Genomic DNA, 23,686 nt, shown 5'->3' with positions numbered 1-23,686 from the left:
CCGGGACCAGCAAGTGAACGAGTTCGACGCTGCCGCACGCCGGTTCACCCCGGCCAGGGCAGCGCCACCGACGAGGAGAGACGGCGACATGCCGAAGAACAAGACGCACAGTGGTGCCCGTAAGCGCTTCAAGATCACCGGCACCGGCAAGGTGATGCGCCAGCGTGCAGGTCGCCGCCACTATCTCGAGCACAAGCCGTCGACCCTGACGCGCCGCCTGGCCAACGACGTCGAGACGGCTCCGGCCGACGCCAAGAAGATCAAGAAGCTTCTCGGCAAGTAAGCCCCGTTCGACCGGGACCCCATCGATTTGGACCGTGTGAGTCACCCGCGGTTCCGCTACAAGGAGTTATCAAGTGGCACGCGTCAAGCGGGCAGTCAACGCCCAGAAGAAGCGCCGGGCGATCCTCGAGCAGGCCAGCGGCTACCGTGGCCAGCGCTCCCGCCTGTACCGCAAGGCGAAGGAGCAGGTCACCCACTCCCTCGTCTACAACTACAACGACCGCAAGAAGCGCAAGGGCGACTTCCGTCAGCTGTGGATTCAGCGGATCAACGCCGCCGCCCGCGCCAACGGCATGACCTACAACCGCTTCGTGCAGGGTCTCAAGGCCGCCAACATCGAGGTGGACCGCAAGATCCTGGCCGACCTCGCGGTCAACGACGCCAACGCGTTCGCCGCGCTCGTCGAGGTGGCCCAGAAGGCACTTCCGAGCGACGTCAACGCGCCGAAGGCCGCCTGAGCGTCCTCCCCGCGCCGTCACGCCCGGACCCGCAGGCCGTGTGCCTGCGGGTCCGGTGCGCTCCGGGCCCGGCACCACCGGGGCCCGGCACCGGGCTCGCACCCCGCCGGACCCGCACCTCCCAAGGGAAGGCACCCGTGAACCCCCCGTCCTCCGCGCGCGTCGCCGCCGCCCGCAGGCTCGCCCGCCGCGCACACCGCGCCCGGGAGCGCCGCTTCCTGGCCGAGGGCCCGCAGGCCGTACGGGAGGCCGCCGTGCACCGGGTGGCGGACGAGCCGGCGCTGCTGGAGCTGTTCACCACCGCGGAGGCCGCCGAGCGGCACGCGGAGATCCTCGGCCTGGCGCACGACGCGGGCGCCCGGGTCCACCTCGCATCCGAGGCGACCCTCGCCGAGGTGTCGCAGACGGTCACCCCGCAGGGCCTGGTCGGCGTCTGCCGCTTCCTGGACCGCCCCTTGCAGGAGGTACTGGCCGCCCGGCCCCGCCTGGTGGCGGTGCTGGCACACGTACGCGATCCGGGCAACGCGGGCACCGTGCTGCGCTGCGCGGACGCCGCCGGGGCCGAGGCCGTGGTGCTCACCGACGCCTCCGTCGACCTGTACAACCCCAAGTCCGTACGGGCGTCGGTCGGTTCGCACTTCCATCTGCCGGTCGCCGTCGGCGTGCCCGTCGAGCGGGCCGTAGAGGGACTGCGCGACGCGGGGGTGCGGGTGCTGGCCGCCGACGGCGCCGGCCCGCGGGACCTGGACGCCGAGCTGGACGACCAGCGGCTGGGGGGCCCCACGGCCTGGATCTTCGGCAACGAGGCGTGGGGGCTGCCGGCCGACACCCGTGCCCTGGCCGACGAGGTGGTGCGGGTCCCGATCCACGGTCTGGCCGAGAGTCTCAACCTCGCCACCGCCGCCGCCGTATGCCTGTACGCGTCCGCGCGAGCGCAGCGCGCACCGGGAGGGTGCCGCACGGTGACGGCGCGATAGTAAGGTAGCCGCCCGGGCGGGCACAGGAAGGGGGCGGCGGATGGATGTCAAGGCGTGGGACGACTCCGCGCACCCGCTCTTACCGCGGCCGGACGAGCTGTGCCTGCACCCCGACGACCTGCCGGACGGCCTCGTCGTCGCTGACCGCACCGGCCGGGTGATCTGCTTCAACGCCGCCGCGGCCCGCATCTGCGCGCTGCGCCCGCCCCAGGTGCTGGGCCGCCCGATCGAGAGCGCCCTGCCCCTCCAGGACCTGGAGGGCAACCACTGGTGGCGGCTGACCGATCCCTACCGCGGCCTCGCCACCCGCACCGGCCAGCCCGAGCGCGGCCTGTTGCTCGGCGGCCGGGAGATGCTGGTCTCGGCCCGCTACGTGCGCACCCGGCCGACCGGCCCGCTGCACCGGCTGGTGGTCACCCTGCGGGGCACGGAGGCGCGGCGCCGCTCGGAGCGCAGCGATGCCGAGCTGATCGCCACCGTCGCGCACGAGCTGCGCTCGCCGCTCACCTCCGTCAAGGGGTTCACGGCGACGCTGCTGGCCAAGTGGGAACGCTTCACCGACGACCAGAAGCGGCTGATGCTGGAGACCGTCGACGCGGACGCCAACCGCGTGACCCGGCTGATCGCCGAGCTGCTGGACATCTCCCGGATCGACTCCGGGCGGCTGGAGGTCCGCCGCCAGCCGGTCGACATGGCGGCGGCCGTACGGCGCCACGTGGCGGCCCACACGGTGGCCGGGCAGCCCGCGGACCGCTTCGTGACCCGCGTCGTGGAACCGCTGCCCCCGCTGTGGGCCGATCCCGACAAGATCGATCAGGTGCTCGGCAACCTGCTGGAAAACGCGGTGCGCCACGGCGAGGGGACTGTCACCCTTCAGGTGGCCCCCCATCCGCACCATCCGCACGACGAAGGAACGGCTGTCACCGTGAGCGACGAGGGTCCCGGCATCCCTGAGGAGTCGATGAGCCGCGTCTTCACCCGCTTCTGGCGCGGCAGCAGGCGCGGCGGCACCGGGCTGGGCCTCTACATCGTCAAGGGCATCGTCGAGGCGCACGGCGGGCGGATCACCGTCTCCCGCGCGGCCTCGGGCGGCGCCCGCTTCCGATTTACCCTGCCCGCGGGCGCCCCGGCCTTCCTGGCCTGACCTGCCGCGCGGGCTCCTCGCGTACGTACGTGCGCCGCATGCCGACGGGGCCGCAGGGCCTACACTCGACCCCTGGCACGCAGCGCAGCCACGCCACACGGAAACACGGGAAGAGATGTCGGCACCCAATAAGTCGTACGACCCTGTCGAGGTCGAGGCACTGAAACCGGAAATGATCGACGCGGCGCGGGACGAGGCGCTCGCGGCGGTCGCCGCGGCCCAGGACCTGCAAGCGCTGCGCGAGGCGCGGACCGCCCACGCGGGCGACCGCTCCCCGCTGGCCCTGGCCAACCGCGAGATCGGCGCCCTGCCCCCGCAGGCCAAGGCGGACGCGGGCAAGCGCGTCGGGCAGGCGCGCGGCGCGGTCGGCCAGGCGCTCAAGGCCCGGCAGGAGGAGCTGGAGGCCGCGCGGGACGAGCGGATGCTGGTCGAGGAGGCGGTGGACGTCACGCTGCCCTACGACCGGGTGCCCGCCGGCGCGCGTCACCCGCTGACCACGCTCTCCGAGCGGATCGAGGACATCTTCGTCGCGATGGGCTACGAGGTGGCCGAGGGACCCGAGGCGGAGGCGGAGTGGTTCAACTTCGACGCGCTCAACATCCCACCGGACCACCCGGCCCGCACGGAGCAGGACACCTTCTTCGTCGGAGACCTCGCGGGCCGTACGCCCGAGGGGGAGGACGGCGACGGCAGCCGCCTCGTGCTGCGTACGCACACCTCGCCCGTGCAGATCCGCTCCCTGCTCGCGCGTGAGCTGCCGGTCTACGTCATCTGTCCGGGCCGCGTCTTCCGCACGGACGAGCTGGACGCCACGCACACCCCGGTCTTCCACCAGGTCGAGCTGCTCGCCGTCGACGAGGGCCTGACCATGGCGGACCTGAAGGGGACGCTGGACCACATGGTCCAGTCGCTCTTCGGCGAGGGGGTGCGCACCCGGCTGCGGCCGCACCACTTCCCGTTCACCGAGCCGTCCGCCGAGATGGACATGGTCTGCTACGTCTGCCACGGCGCGTCCGTCGGCGACCCCGAGCGGCCCTGCCGCACCTGTTCCAGCGAGGGCTGGATCGAGCTGGGCGGCTGCGGCATGGTCAATCCGCGCGTGCTGACCGCCTGCGGGGTGGACCCGGAGCGGTACAGCGGATTCGCCTTCGGGTTCGGGATCGAGCGGATGCTGATGTTCCGCCACAACGTCGAGGACATGCGAGACATGGTCGAGGGTGACGTGCGTTTCACCAGGCCGTTCGGGATGGAGATCTGATGCGGGCCCCGCTTTCCTGGCTGCGGGAGTACGTCGACCTGCCGGCCGGCGAGTCCGGCCGCGACGTCGCGGCGAAGCTGATCGCGGCCGGTCTGGAGGTCGAGACGGTAGAGGCTCTCGGCACCGGGCTCAAGGGCCCGCTCGTCGTCGGCAAGGTGCTGGCGATCGAGGAGCTGACCGAGTTCAAGAAGCCCATCCGCTACTGCCAGGTGGACGTGGGCACCGCCAACGGCACGGGCCTGCCGCAGAACATCATCTGCGGCGCCCGCAACTTCGCCGCCGGCGACAAGATCGTGGCGGTGCTGCCCGGCGCCACGCTGCCCGGCGGCTTCGGCATCAGCGCGCGGAAGACCTACGGCAGGGTCTCGGAGGGCATGATCTGTTCGGCCGCCGAGCTGGGCATGGGCGACGACCACGACGGCATCATCGTGCTGCCGCCCGAGTACGAGCCCGGCACCGACGCGATCGCCCTGCTGGAGCTGGTCGACGAGGTGCTCGACATCGCCGTCACCCCCGACCGCGGCTACTGCCTCTCGCTGCGCGGCATCGCCCGTGAGACGGCGACGGCCTACGGCCTGCCGCTGCGCGACCCCGCGCTGCTGGACGTCCCGGCGCCCAACTCCGCCGGGCCGCGGGTCGAGATCGCCGACGCGCACGGCTGCGACCGCTTCACCGCCCGCGCCGTCACCGGCATCAGCCCCGAGGCGGCCTCGCCGCTGTGGCTCCAGCGGCGGCTCCAGAAGGCGGGCATGCGCCCCATCTCGCTCACCGTCGACGTCACCAACTACGTGATGCTCGAGCTGGGCCAGCCGCTGCACGCCTACGACCGGTCCCGGATCGAGGGAGCGATCGGCGTGCGGCGCGCGGAGGCGGGCGAGAAGCTCACCACCCTGGACGGCGTGATCCGCTCGCTGGACCCGGCCGACCTGGTCATCACCGACGACCGCGGCCCGATCGGACTGGCCGGGGTGATGGGCGGGGCCAGCACCGAGATCGCCGACGCGCACGGCCAGGCGGCGGCGAGCACCGAGGTCGTCATCGAGTCGGCGCACTTCGACGCCGTCTCCGTGGCCCGCACCGCGCGTCGCCACAAGCTCTCCTCCGAGGCGTCCCGGCGCTTCGAGCGGGGCGTCGACCCGCAGGCGGCGGCCGCCGCCGCGCAGCGCACCGTGGACCTGCTGGTGCTGCTGGGGCGCGGTATCGCCGAGCAGGGCGTCACCGCCGTCACCACGCCCAGCGGCCCCCGCACCATCCGGATCGCGGCCGATCACCCGGACCGGGTGGCGGGTGTGGTCTACGGGCGGGAGACCGTCGTGCGCCGCCTCCAGCAGGTGGGCTGCGACGTCTACGGGCAGGACGAACTGACGGTGACCGTGCCCTCCTGGCGGCCCGATCTGCGCGACCCCAACGACCTCGCCGAGGAGGTCATCCGGCTCGAGGGCTACGAGAACCTGCCCGGCACGCTGCCCAGGCCCCCCGCGGGCCGCGGGCTGACCGAGCGGCAGCGGCTGCACCGCCGGGTCGGCCGTGCGCTGGCCGCGGCGGGGTACGTCGAGGCGCCCAACTACCCGTTCATCGGCGCCCCCGTCCTCGACCAGCTCCTGCTGGCCGCCGACGACCCGGCCCGCCGTACGGTCGAGCTGGCCAACCCGCTCTCCGACGAGGAACCGGCGCTGCGCACGACGCTGCTGCCCGGCCTGCTCGCGGCCCTCCGCCGCAACGAGGGGCGCGGCAGCCAGGGCAGCCACGGCGGAGTGGCCCTCTTCGAGACGGGACAGGTCTTCCGGCCGACGGGCGAGGAGCCCGCGCCCGTCCGGCTGCCGGTCGGCACGCGTCCCTCCGACGCGGACCTGGCCGCCCTGGACGCCGCGCTGCCCGCCCAGCCCCGGCACGCGGCCGTGGTGCTGGCCGGAGCCCGCGAGCAGGCGGGCTGGTGGGGCGAGGGCCGCGCGGCGAACTGGGCCGACGCCGTGGAGGCGGCCCGTACGATCGCGCGGGCGGCCGGGGTGGAGCTGACCGTGGAGAGCGCCGCTTACGGGCCGTGGCACCCGGGCCGCTGCGCCCGGCTGTCGGCGGCCGGGCACGCCCTCGGGTACGCGGGGGAGCTGCACCCGCGCGTGGTGAAGTCGCTGGGGCTGCCGCCCCGTGCCTGCGCGATGGAGCTGGACCTGGACGCGCTGGAGCGGGCCGGGGGCGGTCCGACGTCCGCGCCCCGTGTCTCCGGCTATCCGGCCGCCGCGCAGGACGTCGCGCTGATCGTGCCGCGGAGCGTCCCGGCGGCGGAGGTGGAGGCGGCGCTGCGCGCGGGGGCGGGCGAACTCCTGGAGTCCGTGCGGCTGTTCGACGTCTTCACCGGTGAGCAGGTCGGCGAACTGCACAAGTCGCTGGCGTACACGCTGCGCTTCCGGGCGGGCGACCGTACGCTCACCGCGGAGGAGGCGAGCGCGGCCCGGGACGGCGCCGTGGCCGAGGCGGTCGAGCGCACGGGCGCGGTGCTGCGGGGCGCGTAGCAGCGCACGTGTGGAGGCGGGGGCGGCGGCCGGGCCGAGTGCCGGGCCGCCGCCCCCGTTTTCGGTCCCGGGTCCGCGCCCGCTCCCGCACACCGGCGCTCCGGGCAGTCCCAGCAGTCCCAGCAGACCGGGCAGGATCTTGAGCAACACTTGCCCCAATTTTGCCCCTATTTCACCCGTTCGAGTGGAGTATGCACCGAGAGTTTCCAGTCAGGTGCGCTCCATGGTCACAATCGGCCTGATCGAGAGGGCCCCTGGTCGAGAGATCCTCAGCGGGGCCGGCGAGGGGGCCGTGAGTGGTGACCGGAACCAGGACGGGAAGCGTCGGCGCCGCCTCCCCGCACGCCGTCTCCCCACCCGCCGCCACCCCCGTCCGGCTGCGCCGCCTGCGCAAGGTGGTGGCGTACGGCCTGCCCGGCGCCTGGCTGCTGGCCATCGTCGGCTGGCAGCTCTCGCACCCCGGCGGCCTGTACCTGGCACCCCTCCTGGCGGCCACCCCGGTCATCGCCTGCGCGGGCAGCGGGCGGCGCCCCTGCGTGCTGCTCTCGGGGTTCTGGTCCCTGCTCGCCCTGATCGCCCTGGCGGGAGCGGGGATGAAGACGCCAGGGCTGGGGCTGGCCTGCTGCGCCGCCATCCTGGCCGTCGCGACGGCCAGCTACTGCGCGGCCGGCCGGCGTGCCCGGCTCTCGCACGACCTGCGGCTCGCCCGCGAGGCGGCCGTGGCGGCGCAGGACGCGCTGCTCCGCCCGCTCCCCTCGCGCGTCGGCGGCCTGGAGGTGGCCGCTGGGCACCTGTCCGCCACCCGTGGTGCCGCGCTCGGCGGCGACCTGTACGAGGCGGCGGCCACGCCGTACGGGGTGCGGGTGGTCATGGGCGACGTCCGCGGCCACGGGCTGGCGGCGATCAGCACGGTCGCGGCGGTGCTGGGCGGCTTCCGCGAGGCCGCGCACGACGAACGGGACCTGGCCGAGGTGCTGCGCCGCCTGGAGCGCGGCCTGCTGCGGCACCTGCGGGACCGCCGTGCCGTCGCGGACGACCTGGCGGACGCGGCCGAGGCGTTCGTCACCGTCCTGCTGCTGGAGGTGGCGGCGGACGGCACGGTCACCGCGCTCAACTGCGGCCATCCCTGGCCCTATCTGCTCGCGCCGCCGACGGAGGGCGCGGGGCGTCCCGGGCAGGGAGGACGGCCTGGGCCGGGGAGCCCGGGGGGAGGGGCGGGCGCCCTGGTGCGGCCGGTCGCCGAGGCGGAACCGATGCCGCCGCTCGGCCTCTTCCCGCTGCCCTCACCGCTGCCCGGCCCCTGCCGGATGGAGCTGCCGCCGGGCGGGACGCTGTGCCTGTTCACCGACGGCGCCCAGGACGCCCGCGACTCCCACGGCGGCTTCTTCCCGCTGCCGGAGGCGCTGGCCCGTGCCGCCGCCGGGACGGACGGCTGCCCGGCGGCGCTGGTGCGGTCCGTGCGTGAGGCGCTGCTCGGGCACACCGGCGGCAGGCTGAGCGACGACGCGGCGGTGCTGATGCTGCGGAGCGAGCGGATCACGGTGCCCCGGCAGGCGGTCGCGGGCCACGCCGTCTCCGGGCGAGGGTGAGGGCCGCATGCCGGGGCCGGGCCGTACAGCGCACCTGCCCGGGCGCTCGGCCGCCGCTTCCACGGCGCGGCAGTCCCTGAGCCCGCCCGCGCGGAACGGCAACGCCGCCGTACGCGGTGATCCGGGTGAAGTCCCTGGAGCAGCGCGCCACTTGGCGGCGTCGCCGGGTGGCGTCAGTACGCGTAGAAGCCCGCGCCCGCCTTGCGGCCCAGCCGGCCCGCGTCCACCATGCGCTGGAGCAGCGGCGGTGCGGCGTACAGCGGCTCCTTGAACTCGTCGTACATGGAATCGGCGACCGAGGCGACCGTGTCGAGCCCGATCAGGTCGGTCAGCTTGAGCGGCCCCATCGGGTGCGCGCAGCCCAGCTCCATGCCGTTGTCGATGTCCTCGCGGCTCGCTATGCCCGACTCGAACATCCGGATGGAGGAGAGGAGGTAGGGGATCAGCAGGGCGTTGACGACGAAACCGGAGCGGTCCTGCGCCCGGATGGCGTGCTTGCCCAGTATCCCGCCGACCATCGCCTCGGCCCGGGCGATGGTCTCCTCGCCGGTGGTCAGCGCGGGGATCAGCTCCACCAGCTGCTGCACCGGTGCGGGGTTGAAGAAGTGGATGCCGATGACCTGGTCGGGGCGGGAGGTGGCCACCGCCAGCTTGACCAGCGGGATGGAGGAGGTGTTCGAGGCCAGGATCGCGTCCGGCCGGCTGACCACCTGGTCGAGGACCTGGAAGATCTCCGTCTTGACCTGCTCGTTCTCCACGACCGCCTCGATGACCAGGTCGCGGTCGGCGAACTCGCCGAGATCGGTGGTGAAGCTGAGCCGCTCCAGCGCCGCGTCCCGCTCCGCCTCGGTCAGCTTGCCCCGTCCGGCCGCCTTGTCCAGGGAGTTCACCAGCCGGGTCCGCCCCAGCTCCAGCGCCTCGCCGGTGGTCTCGGCGACTCTGACCTCCAGCCCGGCGCGGGCGCACACCTCGGCGATTCCGGCGCCCATCTGGCCGCAGCCGACCACTCCGACGCGTTGGATGTCGGTCACATCGTGCCTTTCGCAGATCTACGGGTCCCGGGCGGCCCGGCGCCGGGGTCGCCGGGCCGCGCTGCCTCGCCGCCCGACGTTACCCTCCGGTGTGCCGCCGCCGGGTCCAGGGGTCGCCCGCGTGGCAAGGGCGCAGCGCACAGCGCGACGGCGCGGCGGACCGGTGCTCGCTGCGACCGGTCCACCGCGCCGTACGGGGGTGGTGTGCTGGGCCGTGCGCCGGGCCGCCGCCGGGCGCGGGGGCACCGGCCGGGCTACTCCGGCTCGTCGCGCTCGCGCACCACGGAGTCGGGCCCCGGCGACATCACCGTCTCGTGCCCGTCGGTGAACCGCACCCGGTAGGGCGGCTCGCCGTCCGCGCCCATCACCTCGACGATCTCGCCGACCCTCTCGTGCTGGCCGACCGTCCTGCCGTGCATCTGGAGCCGGTCGCCCTTGTTTGCATGCATGCGGGCCCTCCTCGTGCGGTGGTGCTCACCTCGACTGTGCCGTGGGTCACATTCTACGGCCGCCCGTCGCGGAACGCCCCGTCCCCCGGAAACGGCCCCGCCCCCTACGCCCGGCTGCGCTGGGTGGCGACGATGCACGCCAGGACGGCGACCGCCGCGAGCGGTGCGACCAGGGTGATCTCCTCGCCCAGCAGCAGGAAGGACCACACCAGGGTCAACAGCGGCTGCGCCAGCTGGATCTGGCTGGCGCGGGCCACCCCCGCGCGGGCCATGCCGCGGTACCACAGCAGCATGCCGACGAACTGGGAGCCTGCGGCCAGCCACACCAGCCCGGTCACCGCCTGCCAGTTCGGTTCCGCCGGTTCGGCGGCCAGTGAGATCCAGGCGCCCGGCACCGCCAGCGGCAGACAGCCCACCAGTGCCCAGCCGATGACCTGCCAGCCGGGCATCTCGCGGGCCAGCCGCCCGCCTTCCGCGTAACCCGCCGCGCAGACCAGCAGGGCTCCGGCGAGGTAGAGGTCGCCGACGGCCGGGGCGCCGCCGCTCTCGTACAGGGCGAAGGCGAGGACGACGACGGCGCCGGCCAGCGCGGCGGCCCAGAAGGCGCGGGAGGGGCGGTGCCCGGTGCGCACGGCGGAGTACGCGGCGGTGGTGAGCGGTAGCAGTCCGACCACGACGGCGGCGTGCGCGGTGGAGGAGGTCTGGAGGGCGAGCGTGGTCAGCAGGGGGAAGCCGATCACCGTCCCGGTCGCGACCACGGCGAGGCCGGCCCACTGGCGCCGTACGGGCGCCGGCACCCGGAGCGCCATCAGGACGCTGCCGGCCAGCACCCCGGCCAGCACCATGCGGACCGTGACGACCGACCAGGGGCCGAAGCCGCGGAGCGCCCAGTCGGTGCCGGGGAAGGTGAGGGAGAAGGCCGTGACCCCCAGGGCCGCGAGCAGCAGACCGCTGCTGTCGCCCGTGCCGGTGGAGGGGCCGGTCACCGAGTCCGCGTCGGCCGCCGCGCCCACGCCCGCACCCGTAGGCCGCCGGGGGACCGCTACTGCTGAGCGCGGAGAAGCGCTATCGTGTCCTGTCATGGAACAGCGTAGCAGTGTCGCCGAGCTGGCCGATTCCCTGCGCCGGGACCTCAACCGCTACTCAGCTGGAGAGAAGCTCCCCTCCAGTAGGGCGCTCGTCGAGCGGCACCGCGTCAGTCCGGTCACGGTCTCCCGGGCGCTCGCCGTGCTCGCGGCCGAGGGCCTCGTGGTCACCCGGCCCGGTGCCGGGGCCTTCCGGGCCGCCCCGCACCCCGCCGCGCACCCCGGCGGCGACACCTCCTGGCAGGAGGTCGCGCTCAGCGCCGAGGCCGCCCCGGACCTCACGCCGCGCAGCGTCGACGCGCGCGGCGTGATCGCCTCCCTCGCCGCCAGCCCGCCCGGCGTCATCGAGCTGAACGGCGGCTACCTGCCCGCCTCGCTCCGGCCCGAGCGCGCCCTCGCCGCCGCGCTGGCCCGGGCGGGCCGACGGCCCGGCGCGTGGGGGCGACCGCCCCTGGAGGGCATGACGGAGCTGCGGGCCTGGTTCGCCCGCGAGATCGGCGGCGGGACGCTCAGCGCCTCCGAGGTGCTGATCACCGCCGGTGGCCAGAGCGCCCTGACCACCGCGCTGCGCGGACTCACCACCCCCGGAGCCGCCGTGCTCGTCGAGTCGCCCACCTACCCCGGCATCCTGGCCGCCGCGCGTGCCTCGGGGCTGCGCCCCGTCCCGGTGCCCGTCGACGGCGACGGGGTGCGCCCGGAGCTGCTCGCCCGCGCCTTCCGCGCGAGCGGGGCGCGGCTCTTCGTCTGCCAGCCGCTCTTCCAGAACCCGACCGGCTCCGTGCTCGCCCCCGCCCGCCGCCGCGCGGTGCTGGACGCCGCTCGCTCGGCCGGTGCGTTCGTCATCGAGGACGACTTCGCACGGCGGCTCGCCCACGAGGACGCGGGTCCGCTCCCCGGCACCCTGAGCGCCGACGACCCCGACGGCGTGGTGGTGCACGTCTGCTCGCTGACCAAGGTCACCTCGCCCAGCCTGCGGGTCGGTGCGCTCGCCGCGCGCGGCCCGGCCCTGGAGCGGCTGCGCGCCATCCAGATCGTGGACAGCTTCTTCGTGCCTCGGCCGTTGCAGGAGGCCGCGCTCGAACTGGTGGGCGCGCCCGCCTGGAGCCGCCACCTGCGGGCGGTGGCGGGGGAGCTTCGGCTGCGCCGGGAGGCGATGCGCACCGCGCTGGCCGGCGCCCTGCCCTGGCTGGAGAGGTCTCCCGCGCCGCGGGGCGGGTACCACCTGTGGCTGCGCCTCCCGGACGGGACGGACGAGACCGTGCTGGCCGGTGCGGCCCTGCGCGCCGGGGTCGCCGTCGCCTCCGGGCGTGCCTACTTCGCCGCCGAGTCCGCGGCGCCGCACCTGCGGCTGAGCTACGCCCCGGCCGCGGGCGCGGCCGAGGTCGCCGAGGGGGTGCGCAGGCTGCGCACCGCCTGGGACGGGGTCGGCGGCTGAGCGCGGCAGAGGCTACACCGCGCCCGCGCACCCTACGATCGCCGGATGCACCTCCGTGTCACGCTGCTCACCGCGGCCCGCAACGCGTCGGTGCTCGACGGCCGCTTCGACGACGACCGCCCGCTGGACACCGCCGGCCGGCGCGAACTCCAGCGCGTCGTCCCCCGCCTCGCCCCGCTGGCCGCGGCGCAGCTGCGCTCATGCTCGCCGTCCGCCCGCTGCCGTGAGACCGGGGACCTGCTCGGCCTCACGCCACTCGCGCAGCCCGCGCTGAGGGACTGCGACATGGGACGCTGGCGCGGTCGCCCCTTCCAGGAGGTGGCGGCCCGGGAGCGCGGTGCGGTCGACGCGTGGCTGGCCGACCCGCGTTCCGCGCCGCACGGCGGGGAGTCGCTGCTCGCCTTCATCTCACGGGTGGGCGGCTGGCTGGACACCCGCCCGGCGGGCGGTGACGAGTGGGTCGTGGCCGTCGCCGAGCGCGTCAACCCGCACCTCTTCGTCAACCGGAAACCAGCACCACGGATCACGCCCGTCAGCCGTAGCTTCCCCTGGATCGCGGCCCAGCTGAAATCGCAGGCTCTGCGTGAGGACCGCATCCTCCAGGAGACCCACGCGACCGGCGGGGACGTTCGGCGCATCTGTTGACCTGTTCGGACTCTCGATCACCGCAGCGGTCCGCTATGCCAACACGCTTGGACATCCTGACCTGGTTCGCGGCCACCACGACAACCCGGTGGCTCCCGAAGAGAATCCTTGAGATCTTGGGTCGACGGTGACCGTCCGAGTTTCCCTGACCCCAGCAGGAGGATCCACCCGCGTGACAATCCCTGAATCCGAGAGCGCCCTTGCCTACGCCGCCGACCTCACGCGCGAAGACGTCACCGCCTTGGGGACGTTTTTGAACACACAGCTGGGGCGGGTATACGAGGTGGTGGGTGAAACTGGCGAGACGTCCTTCGCGATGCAGTCCTTGCTCATCCTCGTCAGTGACTCGGCCGGGTTCCTGCATGCCCTCCTTCGGCTGGAACAGCCCGATTCGTGGCAGCGGGCCGCGATCGTGCGTGAGTGGCAGCGGTTGCGCAGCACCGCGCACCCCTTCAACCACTGCGAGGGGTTCAATTACGACCGCTGGTGGAACCAAGTGCAGCACTATGACGCCACCGACGAGAGAGCGGAACAGGAGCGGATTACTCGGCTGGCCGATGAAACTGTTCTCGACGAAGGGCCGGCGCCGACCGCATGAGATGTTCCGTCAAGGGGAGCACGGTTCGCGTATTGCGCCTTGGCCCAGTCGAACCGACCCTTGGGTAAGATGCGTCATATTCGTGAACTCACGGACCTTTGCGTTCAGGCCCTCGTTGGTGCCCTGGACGATGAGTTCGCGGATGAACTCCGCGAGTGCTGCGCATACGTTTCTCGCACACGATCCAGCGCCGTTCCGGCCGTGGGCCGCTGCTTACCGATCTTGTTCAGGAATCGGTCGATCCTTCAGCACCACGGCCCGGCATGGGCTGCGGCGGCACTTGGAGATGTGCCTCGAGGAGCGGAAACAGCCGGGTGACCGCGGCTACGGCCATGGCGTTGGGCGGGCGTGTGGCGGGGTGGTCTTGCCGGTTGCGGTAGCCGTCGAGGAGGCGGCGGATGGAAGTAGCGAGTTCGGCTGTTTCGGCCGGGGTGAGGTGGAGCACAGTGCTGAAGGATTCGTCCTGCTGCCACTCGGCCGGCGCCTGATCCCGGTGAGACAGCCAGCGCTGGTAGCTCTCGTCCTCCAGGTCTCGGGTGAGGATGGCGAATTCATCGGGCCCTTCATGCCCTGTGGGGTGGGGGGTGTCCCATCGCAGCTGCCAGGGCCGGGCTCGGCCTCCTCGGTGGGGGGCTTCTTCGATGAGGCCGTACCGGGCGAGCTGGCGCAGGTGAAAGGAGCACAGGCCGGAGCTGTGCCCGAGACGGGCGGCGGCCTCGGTGGAGGTGAGGGTGCCGACTTCGGCGAGCAGGTCGAGCAGGGCAACACGCACGGGGTGGTCGGGCAGAAGCTGGCGGACCCGGCCCTGCAGGGCCCTTGTGGCTTCAGCTCGACGGTTTCCATCGCTCATTTTGCAAAGTCTGCTACTTTGCAAAGTCCTTGGCAAGCCGACGAGTCCTTGGCCATCCGGGTCCGGTGGCTGGGGAGTTGCACAGAAGGGGTTGATGGTTCGTGGCTGTTGGGTTCGGTGACACGGTGCCAGATCGCCGGGTTCGGGTGCAGGGCAAGCCCGTCGAGTCCTATCCACGGCTCGCGCCTGAGGCGAAACGTGGTGCGGTGCGCAGGATCACCGTGGTCGGGGAGGAGATCCTGCGCCGCGGGTGCCGGGAGGTGACTGATTTCGGCACGGTGGAGCTGGCGAGGCTGATCGACGACATGTTCGCCACCAACCAGGTCGCGGAGGGCGCTGGGCTGGCCGCCAACCAGGTGGATGTGGATCTGCAGTTGTTCGTGTGGGACATCACGGACGAGTGGGGTGTGCGTCACGTCGGGCACATCGCCAACCCGGTTCTTGAGGAAGCGTCCGCCGATGGCCGCCGCTTGGTGGAGGAGCCCGAAGGGTGCCTGTCCGTCCCCGGTCCCTACCGCGTGGTGCCCCGCCTCGACCGTGCGGTCGTCCGAGGCTGCGACAAGGACGGCAATCCTCTGGTGATCGAAGGCAGGGGGTACTTCGCCCGGTGCCTGCAGCACGAAACCGATCACCTGCACGGCCACCTGTATCTGGACCGGCTCGCGCAGAAGGAACGGAAAGCTGCTCTCCGGGAGATGCAGAACGCCCAGGACAAGGTGTTCGCCCGGAGGGCCGCCGCGGCAAAGCGGCTCGGGAAGTGACTGGCGTTCTTCCGGACCCGCCTTCGGCTCCGGACGGCCGCCCAGCGGCTATGCGTCGTCGTCCCCGTCTTCCTGCCGAGGGTCGCGCAGAGGACGCAGACCCGGTGTTGGGGGACTGGTGAAGGCGTAGCGGCCGAGGAAGTTGATGTGGTCGCACTGGAGTGGGGGAGAGCCGGGCGACAGGACGCAGCCCGCCAGATGATGCTGGAGCACAGCGCCGACTGGTGCGAGTGGCGGGCCGGGGAGATGCAGCACGGCACCCTCCGGGCCAAGCTGAACCTGCTGAGCACGGAGGAGGGCGGACGTCGGACCGCCTTCTCCGGGCAGGGGCAGCTGCGACCTCTCATCGAGGTCTCACCGCCTTCCGTCGCTGGGCGCGAGGGAGATCTGTAGCGCCATCTGCAGGAGCCGAGCCGCGCGGAGGGGTGCGGGCAGTCCGGGCTGGTCGCGTAACGCCCGCAGCTGGGAAGATGACCACCATGTCGATCAACAGAAAGGCCCATGCCGCGTAGGCGGCCTGGGCGCGTACGGGCCGAGTTGCCGCGCCGACGCCGGACGCATGACGACATCACGGCCATCCGTGGCCTCTCCTCGGCAGCACTCGCTGAGATTCGACGGACCGAGCGTCAGAAGAATTACCTGTGGCCGGGCTCGATCGGGTCGGCGATGGTGCGCTGGCGGAGCTTTGTCCACCAGCCGAATCGACGGTTGTGGGAGTACGAAAGTGGTGGCTGCACGGAGTGGGCCTGCTGCGGTGATCCGTGGAAGGCACGTGAGCTCCTCGAAGCGGTGATGCTGGCGATGTCCCGCCGCCGGTCGCGCGAACTTCGCAGTCTCGTTGAGGCTTTGGACCGACGGTACTGATGCGAGGCGGCACCACTGTCAGGGCTCGGCCGTAGCGGGCCTCTTGCTCAGCAGACAAGTATTCAACAGGCATGACCAGGCACGTAGAGCCCGCTGACCAGGCAAAACGGGCACGTCACCGAAACGGAATCAAGATCGCTCCGCTGCCGCTGCGCCCGGCAGGCCAGCTGCTGGACCTGCCGCCGCACCGGACCCGCTCGGATGTCGGATCTCCGGCACTTGCGGGACTCTGGGTAGGCGAGTCCGCGCGCCCCCGCCGCTCGCAGGGGCGCCATGCAGACGCCGTACGCGGTGCCGGGCGGAGACGCCGTACGAGGGAGAGGCCATGCGCAAGTGGGGGCCGCTGCTGGCGGTCTGTCTGGGCACGTTCATGCTGCTGCTGGACGTGACCGTGGTGATCGTCGCCCTGCCGGACATCGCGCACTCGCTGGACGCCTCGCTCACCGATCTCCAGTGGGTCATCGACATCTACGCCCTGGCGCTGGCCGCGCTGCTGCTCGGCGCCGGGGTCGCCGGTGACGTGCTCGGCCGCCGCCGGATCTACGCGGCCGGCACGGCGCTCTTCGCCCTCTCCTCGCTCGCCTGCGGTCTCGCCTCCAGCTCGACGGTGCTGATCGCCATGCGCGGGCTCCAGGGGGTGGGCGGCGCCGCGATGTTCGCCACCACGCTGTCCCTGCTGGGCGCCGCCTACCAGGGGCGGGACCGGTCGCTGGCGCTGGGCATGTGGGGCGCGGTCAGCGGGGCGGCCGCGGCGCTCGGCCCCATCCTGGGCGGAGTGCTGACCCAGAGCCTCGGCTGGCGCTGGATCTTCCTCCTCAACCTCCCGGTGAGCGTCGCCGCGATCTGGATCACGCTGCGGGCGGTCGAGGAGTCGAGGAACCCGGCCGCACGGCGTATCGACTGGGCCGGCACCGCCGCCTTCGCCGCCTTCACCGGTGCGGCCACCTTCGCCGTCGTACGGGCTGCCGGCGTCGGCTGGGCCTCGACGCGTACGGGCGTCACGCTCGCCGTCTCCGCGGCCGGACTGCTCGCTTTCCTCCTGATCGAGCGGCGCACGCCGTACCCGCTGCTCGACCTCTCGCTCTTCCGCCGCCCCGCGTTCGTCGCCGTGATGGCCGGGGCGCTGGCCTTCAACGGGGCGGCCTTCGGGGTGCTGCCCTACACCTCGCTCTGGCTCCAGACGGTGCTGGGCATGAGCCCCGTACGCGCCGGACTGGCCCTGGTGCCGATGGCCGCCGCGTCCTTCGTGGTGGCCGCCGCGGCGGGGCGGCTGCTGCACGGCGCGTCCCCGCGGCTGGTGGTGGGCGGAGGCCTGCTCCTCGTCGGCGCCGGAGTGCTGGCGCAGGCGGTGCTGGACGCGGGCTCCGACGGGAAGGTGCTGATCGCGGGGCTGACGGTGACCGGCGTGGGGGTGGGGCTGGTCTCCCCGGCCCTCGCGGGCGCGGCGCTGGGGTCCGTACCCGGGCGGAACGCGGGCATGGCGGGCGGCGCGGTCAACACCTTCCGGCAGTTCGGATTCGCCCTGGGCGTGGCCGCGTTCGGCACGGTGGCGACCGGCCGGATGGAGGAGTCGCTGCGCACCACCGCCCAGGGCGTGCCCGACCCGCAGGCGGCGGCGCACGCCCTGGCGGGCGGCGGTGCCCCCGCGCTGCGCGCGGCGGGCGTGCCGGAGGAGGCGCTGCGCGCGGCCTTCGCCACCGGGCTGAACACGGCCGCCGTGGTGGCGGGCGTCACCGGGGTCGTGGCCGGTCTGGCGGTGCTGGCGTTCCTGCGCCCCAGGCGTGAGGGGAGGGACCCCGGGGACGCGGACCGCTCCGGCGAGGCCGCGTCCCCCGCCGGGGCGGAGCCGGCCGTACGCCCGGATGAGCCCTGAGCGGCGGGCTCAGTCGCGGGGGAGCAGGGTGCCCAGCGGGCCGAGGTCGAGGTTGAGGTCCTCCGGGCTGAGCCCGTGCTGTGCGCAGAGGTCGGCCATGTGCTCGTCGAGCCGCATCAGCGTGGTGCCGATGCGCTCCACCTGCTCCTCGCTGAGGTCTCCCTGGTCGACCCGCCGGATCGCCTGCCGCTCCATCAGCTGCCGCAGCAGCTCGACGACCGTCAGGACCAGGGCGGCCAGGTCCCGGCCGACCGTGTCCGCGTCCACGTCCAGCCGCGGGCCCGTCACAGCGGGCCTCCGTCGGCCCACGGCGCGCGCACCCGCTCGTTGACCGACGAGAGCAGCGCGTGCAGGGAGAGGCGCACCAGCGGCACCTCGGCGATGGCGATCACGACGTCTCCGCTGATGACCACGCCGGTGGCGAGCACGCGGTCCAGCAGGTCCACCAGGGGTACGCCGAGAGGTCCGCCGAGGCCCTCCGGCGCCTCCCACGACACGACCTCACCGCCCGCCATCGTCGCCACCTCCGTCGGCGAAGGAGTAGGGCACCCAGGGGCCGGTCACCTCGACGGCGACACCCGGCTCGGCGGCACCCAGCCGCCCGACGGCCTCGGTCACCGCACGGTCCGCGCCCGCGGCGACCAGATAGGCGGCGTTCAGCAGCTGGGGCCGCCGCTCCCCGGTCAGCTCGGGGCCGTGGGTGCGCAGCCGCCGCGCGGCCACGGCGATCCCGCGGAACTCCGCGTCCACCCGCTCTGCCGCCCGCAGACCGGTGTCCATCCGGTCCTCCCGCGCACGGTTGCGGCTGCGGACCCGGGACAGGTAGTCCCGGCCCGACGCGTCCGCCCCGTCACCGCGCTCGGCGGCGGGCGCGGCCGGGCCCGGCCCGGCCGCGGGGACCGGGGGCGCCGTCGCGTACACCTTCACCCCCCACTCCACCCGGCCCGCGACACGCTCCAGCGCGGCATGGAACCTGGGCGCGTCGGTACGGAGCGCCTCGCGGACGCGGTGCTCGCCGAGGTACAGCGTGGCCAGCGGCAGCGGCACCGTGTCGGCGTGCCGTGCGGCTGCCGAGATCACGTCGTGGTGCGTACGGGCGCAGCGCTCCAGCTCGTCCTGCTCCGCGAGCCGCTGCCGCAGCGCCTCCTCCGAGAACGCCGCGGCGGGCACCTCCTGCACCACGGCGGTCAGGGAGCCCGCGGCGAGTGCCCGCACCGGCCCGCCTCCTGGATGACCGGGTGTACGGGAGAGGTCCCCCGAGGGATCGCCGCTCCGGCAGACGGCGAAGACGTAGAGGGCCGGTACACCGCCGGGGACCGTGGACACGGAGCTGTCCGGGGACGCCGTCATGTGGCGTACCGCTGCTTCTCGCCGCTCCCGCGCCCCGGCCGGCCTGCCACCTCCGGACGGTCCGGGGAGGGCTCCGCCTCCAGCGCGGCCACCTGCTCCCGCAGCTGCCGGTTCTCTGCGGCGAGTGCGTCGTGCGCGGCGCGGGAGGAGAGCGCGGGGTCCGTCTCCCACCAGTCGATGCCCGCCTTCTTCGCCGTGTCGACGGAGGAGATGAAGAGCCGCAGGCGAATGGTCAGCAGTTCGATGTCGAGCAGGTCGATCTTGATGTCCCCGGCGATGACGATGCCCTTGTCGAGCACCCGCTCAAGGATGTCGGCGAGGTTGGCGGGGGTGCCGCGCCCGTAGTCCTCGGGGGGCGGCGAGCCGTACCGGACATCGGGCACCGTCATGCCGTCTCACTCCTCCTCGTCTTCGTCCTCGTCATCCTCTTCCTCCTCCTCGTCGTCGTCCTCTTCCTCGTCGAGGTCCTCCGCGTCGCCGTCGTCCTCGTCGTCCTCGAGCCCTTCCTCATGGCTGCGGACGACCTCGCTGTCGCGGATCTCGCCGCGCCAGCCCTCGACCTCCTCCTCGCTGCCCAGCGTCACGTAGCGCTGGAAGTGCTTGAGGTCGAGCCGGAGGCGCCGGCCCTGGGCGCGCCAGATGTTGGCCGTCTTCTCGAAGAATCCGGCGGGGTAGTACTCGACGACGACGACAATGCGGGTGAGGCTCGGCGCCAGCTCGTGGAAGGAGACGGCGCCGCGGGTCGTGCCCTTGGACCCCTCCGAGGTCCACACGATGCGCTCGTCCGGCACCTGCTCCTCCACCGTCGCCTGCCAACTGCGCGAGGAGGGGCCGACCTTCAGCTTCCAGTCGGATGTCGTCTCGTCGGTCACCGACACATGGCTGACGCCCTTGGTGAAGCCGCTGAAGTCCTCGTACTGCGTCCAGTGGTCGTAGCAGGTGCGCAAGGGCACGCCGATGTCGATCACTTCGACGATGTTGGTCACCTTCGTGTCTCCCGCCGACGAGCTTCCCGACCCGTCACCGCCCACCGCTTCCTTGACCTTGCCGACCGTGTTGTCCTTCACGCTCTTGGCCTTCTCGGCGACCATCGCCTTGACCGGCGACTCGCCGCCGATCAGACGGGACCCGACCTTCGACAGCATTCCGCCGTTGTCGGCGGCGTCGTTGAGGTTGTCGGCGAGCCCGGTGATGCGGTCGCCCAGCGAGTCCGCCAGATGCTGCGCACGCGCTCCGAGGTAGTGGGTGAGTTCCTCGCGCAGCCGGTCGAGCCCGGAGGGGCTCTCGTCCCCGGCGTCCTGATCCTTGGTGGGCATGACTACCTCCGACGTCCGGGCCGGGCCGCCGTCTTCTTGGCCGCCGTCTTCTTGGCGGCTGCCTTCTTCGGGGCGGTCTTCTTGGCGGCTGCCTTCTTGGCGGTCTTCTTCCTCGGCCGCGGGCGCTCGGCCGGCTCTTCGGGCTCCTCCGGCTCCTCCTCGGTCTCGCCGTCCTCCGGCTCCTCCGGCTCCTCCAGTTCCTCCGGTTCCTCCGGTTCGTCGGGCTCCCCGGACTCGCCCAGCGCCCGGGTGCGCTCCTGGAGCGAGTCGGCCAGGGAGTCGAAACGGCGCTGCGCCGCGGCGGTGGCCATGGAGCGCCCCGCCTGCCACAGGTCTCCGCGCACCTGCTGGCTCAGCCGCCCGAACTCCGGGGAGGCGCTGAGCTTGCGCGCCCCCTGGGTGAGCACCTTCTGCGGGCTGAGCCCGATCCGGCGGCCCGCGACGTACGAGACCACGGCGAGTGCCATCTTCGCCTTCCTGGTGCGGCCGAGCAGATAGCCGCCCGCGATGCCCGCCGCGATTGCTCTGGTGTCCGTCATGGGTGTCTCCCGGCTGCTGTGTGAGCGCCGCCGCCCGGCCCGGATTCGAGCAGGTCCAGCAGGTACTCCTCTTCGCGTTCGAATTCCTCGGTGCCGATGTCCCCGTTCTCCCACGCCTCGTTGAGCGCGTTCAGCCGGAGCCGGACGACGGCGGGGTCGTGCAGTTCGTGCTCCGCCGCGTCGGTCAGCCGCTCGGCCACCCACACCACCCCGCGCACCGGCGCGAGCGGCAGCAGGCACAGTTCCTTCAGGAGGCCCATCCTCAGACCCTCCGGGCGGCGCGCGCGGGTTGCGGGGCGGCGGACGTGACGAAGCTGTAGCAGGGCAGCGGGCCCGTCAGCCGCAGCTCCGCCAAGTCGCGGTGGGCGCCGGCCAGCCGGCCCGCCACAGCCCGGAACTCCTTCTCCGCCGCGCGCGGGATCAGGAACGAGGTGTTGCGGACGCAGCCGCCGACAGCCGGGCCCTGTACCGAGTCCCCGGCCAGGTGGGCGAGCTGCGCGTGCGCCTCGTCGGCTGCCCAGGCCGCTCTGGCCGCGAGCCCGGCCGAGACCGCTTCGCCCAGCCGTAGGCTCGCCTCGTAGCCCGGCCTGCGCCGCGCCGCCTCGCGCAGCCGCCGCACGGCCGGGTCCTCGCGTACGAGCGCCGCGAGGCCGTGCTCGACCGGCAGCACCTTGACGTTCATCTCGATCTGCCCCTCGAGACGCTCCAGCACCCCCAGGTGGGATTCTTGCGAGGCGGCCAGTTCGCCCAGCACCGTGCGCTCGTCCGGGGCGACCATGCCGAACCGCATCGGCAGCACCGCGCCCCCGGCCGCGAGGGTGAGCAGGACGTCCTGGTGTGCCGTCAGGTCTCTCCGGCGCGCCCGCAGTCCTTCCGGAGCTTCGCTGACCACGGCCGAGACCGGCCCCGACGGCAGCAGCCGCAGGGCGGCCGGCGGCGCACCGAGCCCGCGCAGTCCGGGCGGGAGCGGGCGGCCGGTACGGATGATCCCGTACACGCAGAGGTCACTCGTGCCCATGGGTCACTCCTCCCGGAAACGGCGTGCGCGGCTGCCCGCCGCTGCTTTGGACCTGGTGCTGGAACGCGAGCCGGACCGGCTCCGCGCCGGTGCGCTGCGGGCGGGCTCCGCCTCACGGGTGTCCTCGTCCTCGTCGTCTTCGTCGTCCCTCTCGCTCCCGACCACTTTCCGTACTTTGTCCCCGACCGACTCCACGGCCTTCCGGGCGCCCTTCTTGCCCGCCGCCCTGGCCGCCGTGCCGCCGCCGAACAGTTCCGGCACGGTCCGGCTGTGCTGGTCGGACTCCAGGTCCAGGCGGTTGCACGCCTCGGCGAACCGGAGATAGGTGTCGACACTGGCGACGACGATGCGCGCGTCGATCTTCAGGATCTCGATGCCCACCAGGGACACGCGGACGAAGACATCGATCACCATTCCGCGGTCGAGGATGAGTTCGAGGACGTCGTAGAGCGTGCCCCTGCGCGGGACGCAGACGACGCCGTCGTTGTAGGTGGTGCTCATGGCAGGTCCTCTCGGGCAGACGGTCGGACGTTCACTCGTCGGCGGCGCCGCGCCGGTAGCGGCGGGTCCGGCGGTACTGGAGGAGTTCGCCCTCCTGGTCGAGGTCCACCTCGTAGGTCGCCAGCAGACTGGTGGTGTCCGGGATGCGGCACAGCTCCAGCACCTCCACCTCGGCGCGCCAGCCCTCCTCGATCCGGCACACCGAGGAGACGCCCTCCACCGGGTGCTCGGTCAGCTCGGAGAGCGCACGGCTCGCGCTCTGCGCCGCGGCCTGGGGGCTCGTACGGCTGGTACGCCGTGCCGTGGACGTCTTGGTGGTCGTACGGGTGCGCCGTTCACGTTGCTGCTCAGCTGCCATGTTGATCATTCTGTGCACGCACCCGCACGGGCTGCGCACGTTGCTACGCCGAACGGGCGGCGGCGGCCCGCCCACTCCGGAACTGCCGCCGGTGGGCCGGGCGGGGGTGCTCAGGCGAGGCCGAGGCCGCCTTGCCGTGCAGTCACCCTTCGAGCAGCGCGCCGATCACGGTGTCCGCCTCATGCCGGTGACCAGCAGCCGCCTGCCCCGCGGCGGACCCACCCGGTGCAGCGCGCTGTACGCGCCCCGCCGCGGACCGTGCTCACGGCTCCGTGATCCGCTCCGGGGGCACCGTGCCGATCAACGCGGCGTCCACCGCGCGGAGTCCGGCACCATCACGGTCGCGTCCCAGCCCAGTACGGCTACGACGGGGGCGGCTGGAGCACGAAGCGGACCTCGCCGTAGTTGCGGGAGGCGGCCGTCACGCGGCAGCAGCAAGGAAGACGCGGTCAGGGCGCCGACTCAGGACCTGTGGCTGCTCTCCCTCGACGCGTCAAAGACCTCCGAGCCGGCCGGCGGCCCGTACACCGTCGATCGACGCGCACCACCTGCACTTCTGCGAGCGCACCGGCCGTGCGGCACAGGGCACCCTCCACCGGCGGCTGGGTCTGACCGAAGACATGCTGGTCGCCGCCCAGCGCCGGGCGCAGGCGGTCTGGGTGGCGCAGCGGGGCACCCCCACCCGCGCCGCGCTCGTCGTGCACCTGCGCGAAGCCTTCGCGGCTCTGCCCGCCTTCGTGCGTACCCGGTGAGCGGCCCGCCGCGCAGTCGCCGCCCGGCGACCGGCTGCCGCGG

The 23,686-nt window shown here is 73.2% G+C and carries 28 protein-coding genes; 14 read left to right on the top strand and 14 right to left on the bottom strand.

What is annotated here, in order from left to right; genetic code table 11:
- Positions 1 to 88: 88 nt before the first annotated feature.
- From rpmI to H299_RS36790, 7 genes are all read left to right on the top strand, one after another.
- Complete coding sequence (gene rpmI, locus H299_RS0128545) at positions 89 to 283, top strand: 50S ribosomal protein L35 (protein ID WP_027751204.1); 195 nt, start codon at positions 89 to 91, stop codon at positions 281 to 283.
- A 73-nt stretch (positions 284 to 356) separates the two neighbouring features.
- Positions 357 to 740, top strand: a complete 384-nt coding sequence (gene rplT / locus H299_RS0128540) for a 50S ribosomal protein L20 (protein ID WP_027751203.1) — start codon at positions 357 to 359, stop codon at positions 738 to 740.
- A gap of 137 nt (positions 741 to 877) precedes the next feature.
- The gene (locus H299_RS0128535) at positions 878 to 1,717 is read left to right on the top strand and encodes a TrmH family RNA methyltransferase (protein WP_027751202.1); all 840 of its coding nucleotides are present in this window, start codon (positions 878 to 880) and stop codon (positions 1,715 to 1,717) included.
- 40 nt (positions 1,718 to 1,757) lie between these two features.
- A complete protein-coding gene (locus H299_RS0128530; protein ID WP_027751201.1) occupies positions 1,758 to 2,861 on the top strand; it encodes an ATP-binding protein in 1,104 nt (367 codons plus the stop codon).
- A 115-nt stretch (positions 2,862 to 2,976) separates the two neighbouring features.
- Entirely contained in the window at positions 2,977 to 4,119 is a 1,143-nt protein-coding gene (gene pheS, locus H299_RS0128525) for a phenylalanine--tRNA ligase subunit alpha (RefSeq protein ID WP_027751200.1), read from the top strand.
- Positions 4,119 to 6,629, top strand: a complete 2,511-nt coding sequence (pheT, locus tag H299_RS0128520; protein WP_027751199.1) for a phenylalanine--tRNA ligase subunit beta — start codon at positions 4,119 to 4,121, stop codon at positions 6,627 to 6,629. The genes pheS and pheT overlap by 1 nt, the downstream gene beginning before the upstream one ends.
- A gap of 299 nt (positions 6,630 to 6,928) precedes the next feature.
- Entirely contained in the window at positions 6,929 to 8,218 is a 1,290-nt protein-coding gene (locus H299_RS36790; protein ID WP_486587467.1) for a PP2C family protein-serine/threonine phosphatase, read from the top strand.
- A 173-nt stretch (positions 8,219 to 8,391) separates the two neighbouring features.
- On the opposite strand, the gene H299_RS0128510 is transcribed toward H299_RS36790, so the two are convergent.
- The 3 genes from H299_RS0128510 to H299_RS0128500 form a co-directional block, all read right to left on the bottom strand.
- Positions 8,392 to 9,249: a 3-hydroxybutyryl-CoA dehydrogenase gene (locus tag H299_RS0128510; protein ID WP_027751198.1), complete on the bottom strand. Its 858-nt coding sequence runs from the start codon at positions 9,247 to 9,249 to the stop codon at positions 8,392 to 8,394.
- A gap of 254 nt (positions 9,250 to 9,503) precedes the next feature.
- A complete protein-coding gene (locus tag H299_RS0128505) occupies positions 9,504 to 9,698 on the bottom strand; it encodes a DUF1918 domain-containing protein (RefSeq protein ID WP_027751197.1) in 195 nt (64 codons plus the stop codon).
- Between the two features lie 104 nt (positions 9,699 to 9,802).
- Positions 9,803 to 10,780, bottom strand: coding sequence for a DMT family transporter (locus tag H299_RS0128500; protein ID WP_027751196.1), 978 nt, complete (start codon positions 10,778 to 10,780; stop codon positions 9,803 to 9,805).
- Between H299_RS0128500 and H299_RS0128495 the strand changes: the two genes are divergently transcribed.
- The 3 genes from H299_RS0128495 (at position 10,779) to H299_RS0128485 (ending at position 13,461) form a co-directional block, all read left to right on the top strand.
- On the top strand, positions 10,779 to 12,218 hold the full coding sequence (locus tag H299_RS0128495) for an aminotransferase-like domain-containing protein (RefSeq protein ID WP_027751195.1): 1,440 nt from the start codon (positions 10,779 to 10,781) through the stop codon (positions 12,216 to 12,218). The genes H299_RS0128500 and H299_RS0128495 overlap by 2 nt on opposite strands.
- 45 nt (positions 12,219 to 12,263) lie before the next feature.
- Positions 12,264 to 12,863 (top strand): histidine phosphatase family protein, encoded by a 600-nt coding sequence (locus tag H299_RS36785; RefSeq protein ID WP_486587466.1) that lies wholly within the window; start codon positions 12,264 to 12,266, stop codon positions 12,861 to 12,863.
- A gap of 172 nt (positions 12,864 to 13,035) precedes the next feature.
- Positions 13,036 to 13,461: a hypothetical protein gene (locus tag H299_RS0128485; RefSeq protein WP_027751194.1), complete on the top strand. Its 426-nt coding sequence runs from the start codon at positions 13,036 to 13,038 to the stop codon at positions 13,459 to 13,461.
- Between the two features lie 226 nt (positions 13,462 to 13,687).
- Here the strand turns inward: H299_RS0128485 and H299_RS36780 are convergent, their stop codons facing one another.
- Positions 13,688 to 14,311, bottom strand: a complete 624-nt coding sequence (locus H299_RS36780; protein ID WP_051262939.1) for a winged helix-turn-helix domain-containing protein — start codon at positions 14,309 to 14,311, stop codon at positions 13,688 to 13,690.
- Between the two features lie 146 nt (positions 14,312 to 14,457).
- Between H299_RS36780 and def the strand changes: the two genes are divergently transcribed.
- The 3 genes from def to H299_RS36775 all read left to right on the top strand — a co-directional run bounded on the left by def (position 14,458) and on the right by H299_RS36775 (position 17,809).
- Positions 14,458 to 15,072, top strand: a complete 615-nt coding sequence (gene def / locus H299_RS0128475; protein ID WP_027751193.1) for a peptide deformylase — start codon at positions 14,458 to 14,460, stop codon at positions 15,070 to 15,072.
- A 147-nt stretch (positions 15,073 to 15,219) separates the two neighbouring features.
- Positions 15,220 to 15,465 carry a hypothetical protein gene (locus tag H299_RS0128470; RefSeq protein ID WP_027751192.1) on the top strand — a complete coding sequence of 82 codons (246 nt, stop codon included), beginning with the start codon at positions 15,220 to 15,222 and terminating at the stop codon, positions 15,463 to 15,465.
- A 796-nt stretch (positions 15,466 to 16,261) separates the two neighbouring features.
- Positions 16,262 to 17,809, top strand: a complete 1,548-nt coding sequence (locus tag H299_RS36775) for an MFS transporter (protein ID WP_051262938.1) — start codon at positions 16,262 to 16,264, stop codon at positions 17,807 to 17,809.
- Positions 17,810 to 17,818: 9 nt separating this feature from the next.
- Here H299_RS36775 and H299_RS0128460 read toward each other — a convergent pair whose 3' ends face one another.
- The 10 genes from H299_RS0128460 to gvpO are packed head-to-tail and all read right to left on the bottom strand — an operon-like array spanning position 17,819 to position 22,891.
- A complete protein-coding gene (locus H299_RS0128460; RefSeq protein WP_027751191.1) occupies positions 17,819 to 18,097 on the bottom strand; it encodes a gas vesicle protein K in 279 nt (92 codons plus the stop codon).
- Entirely contained in the window at positions 18,094 to 18,324 is a 231-nt protein-coding gene (locus H299_RS0128455) for a gas vesicle protein (RefSeq protein ID WP_027751190.1), read from the bottom strand. Before H299_RS0128455 ends, H299_RS0128460 begins: the two co-directional genes overlap by 4 nt.
- The gene (locus H299_RS0128450; protein ID WP_051262937.1) at positions 18,311 to 19,159 is read right to left on the bottom strand and encodes a GvpL/GvpF family gas vesicle protein; all 849 of its coding nucleotides are present in this window, start codon (positions 19,157 to 19,159) and stop codon (positions 18,311 to 18,313) included. Before H299_RS0128450 ends, H299_RS0128455 begins: the two co-directional genes overlap by 14 nt.
- Complete coding sequence (locus H299_RS0128445; protein ID WP_027751188.1) at positions 19,156 to 19,548, bottom strand: gas vesicle protein; 393 nt, start codon at positions 19,546 to 19,548, stop codon at positions 19,156 to 19,158. The genes H299_RS0128450 and H299_RS0128445 overlap by 4 nt, the downstream gene beginning before the upstream one ends.
- 6 nt (positions 19,549 to 19,554) lie before the next feature.
- The gene (locus tag H299_RS0128440; protein WP_027751187.1) at positions 19,555 to 20,475 is read right to left on the bottom strand and encodes an SRPBCC family protein; all 921 of its coding nucleotides are present in this window, start codon (positions 20,473 to 20,475) and stop codon (positions 19,555 to 19,557) included.
- A gap of 2 nt (positions 20,476 to 20,477) precedes the next feature.
- A complete protein-coding gene (locus tag H299_RS36770) occupies positions 20,478 to 21,014 on the bottom strand; it encodes a hypothetical protein (RefSeq protein WP_051262936.1) in 537 nt (178 codons plus the stop codon).
- On the bottom strand, positions 21,011 to 21,274 hold the full coding sequence (locus H299_RS0128430) for a gas vesicle protein GvpG (protein WP_027751186.1): 264 nt from the start codon (positions 21,272 to 21,274) through the stop codon (positions 21,011 to 21,013). The genes H299_RS36770 and H299_RS0128430 overlap by 4 nt, the downstream gene beginning before the upstream one ends.
- A 2-nt stretch (positions 21,275 to 21,276) precedes the next feature.
- Positions 21,277 to 22,032 carry a GvpL/GvpF family gas vesicle protein gene (locus tag H299_RS0128425; protein WP_027751185.1) on the bottom strand — a complete coding sequence of 252 codons (756 nt, stop codon included), beginning with the start codon at positions 22,030 to 22,032 and terminating at the stop codon, positions 21,277 to 21,279.
- 3 nt (positions 22,033 to 22,035) lie between these two features.
- Positions 22,036 to 22,533 carry a gas vesicle protein GvpJ gene (gene gvpJ, locus H299_RS0128420; protein ID WP_027751184.1) on the bottom strand — a complete coding sequence of 166 codons (498 nt, stop codon included), beginning with the start codon at positions 22,531 to 22,533 and terminating at the stop codon, positions 22,036 to 22,038.
- Between the two features lie 31 nt (positions 22,534 to 22,564).
- Positions 22,565 to 22,891, bottom strand: coding sequence for a gas vesicle protein GvpO (gvpO, locus tag H299_RS0128415; RefSeq protein WP_027751183.1), 327 nt, complete (start codon positions 22,889 to 22,891; stop codon positions 22,565 to 22,567).
- Positions 22,892 to 23,511: 620 nt separating this feature from the next.
- On the opposite strand from gvpO, the gene H299_RS40725 reads away from it, so the two are divergent.
- Positions 23,512 to 23,643 (top strand): hypothetical protein, encoded by a 132-nt coding sequence (locus tag H299_RS40725; protein ID WP_486587465.1) that lies wholly within the window; start codon positions 23,512 to 23,514, stop codon positions 23,641 to 23,643.
- The last annotated feature ends 43 nt before the right edge of the window (positions 23,644 to 23,686 follow it).

This window comes from Streptomyces sp. CNH287, assembly GCF_000424825.1.
Note: the sequence above shows the minus strand (reverse complement) of the source record. Positions and strands in the feature narration are given on the sequence as shown.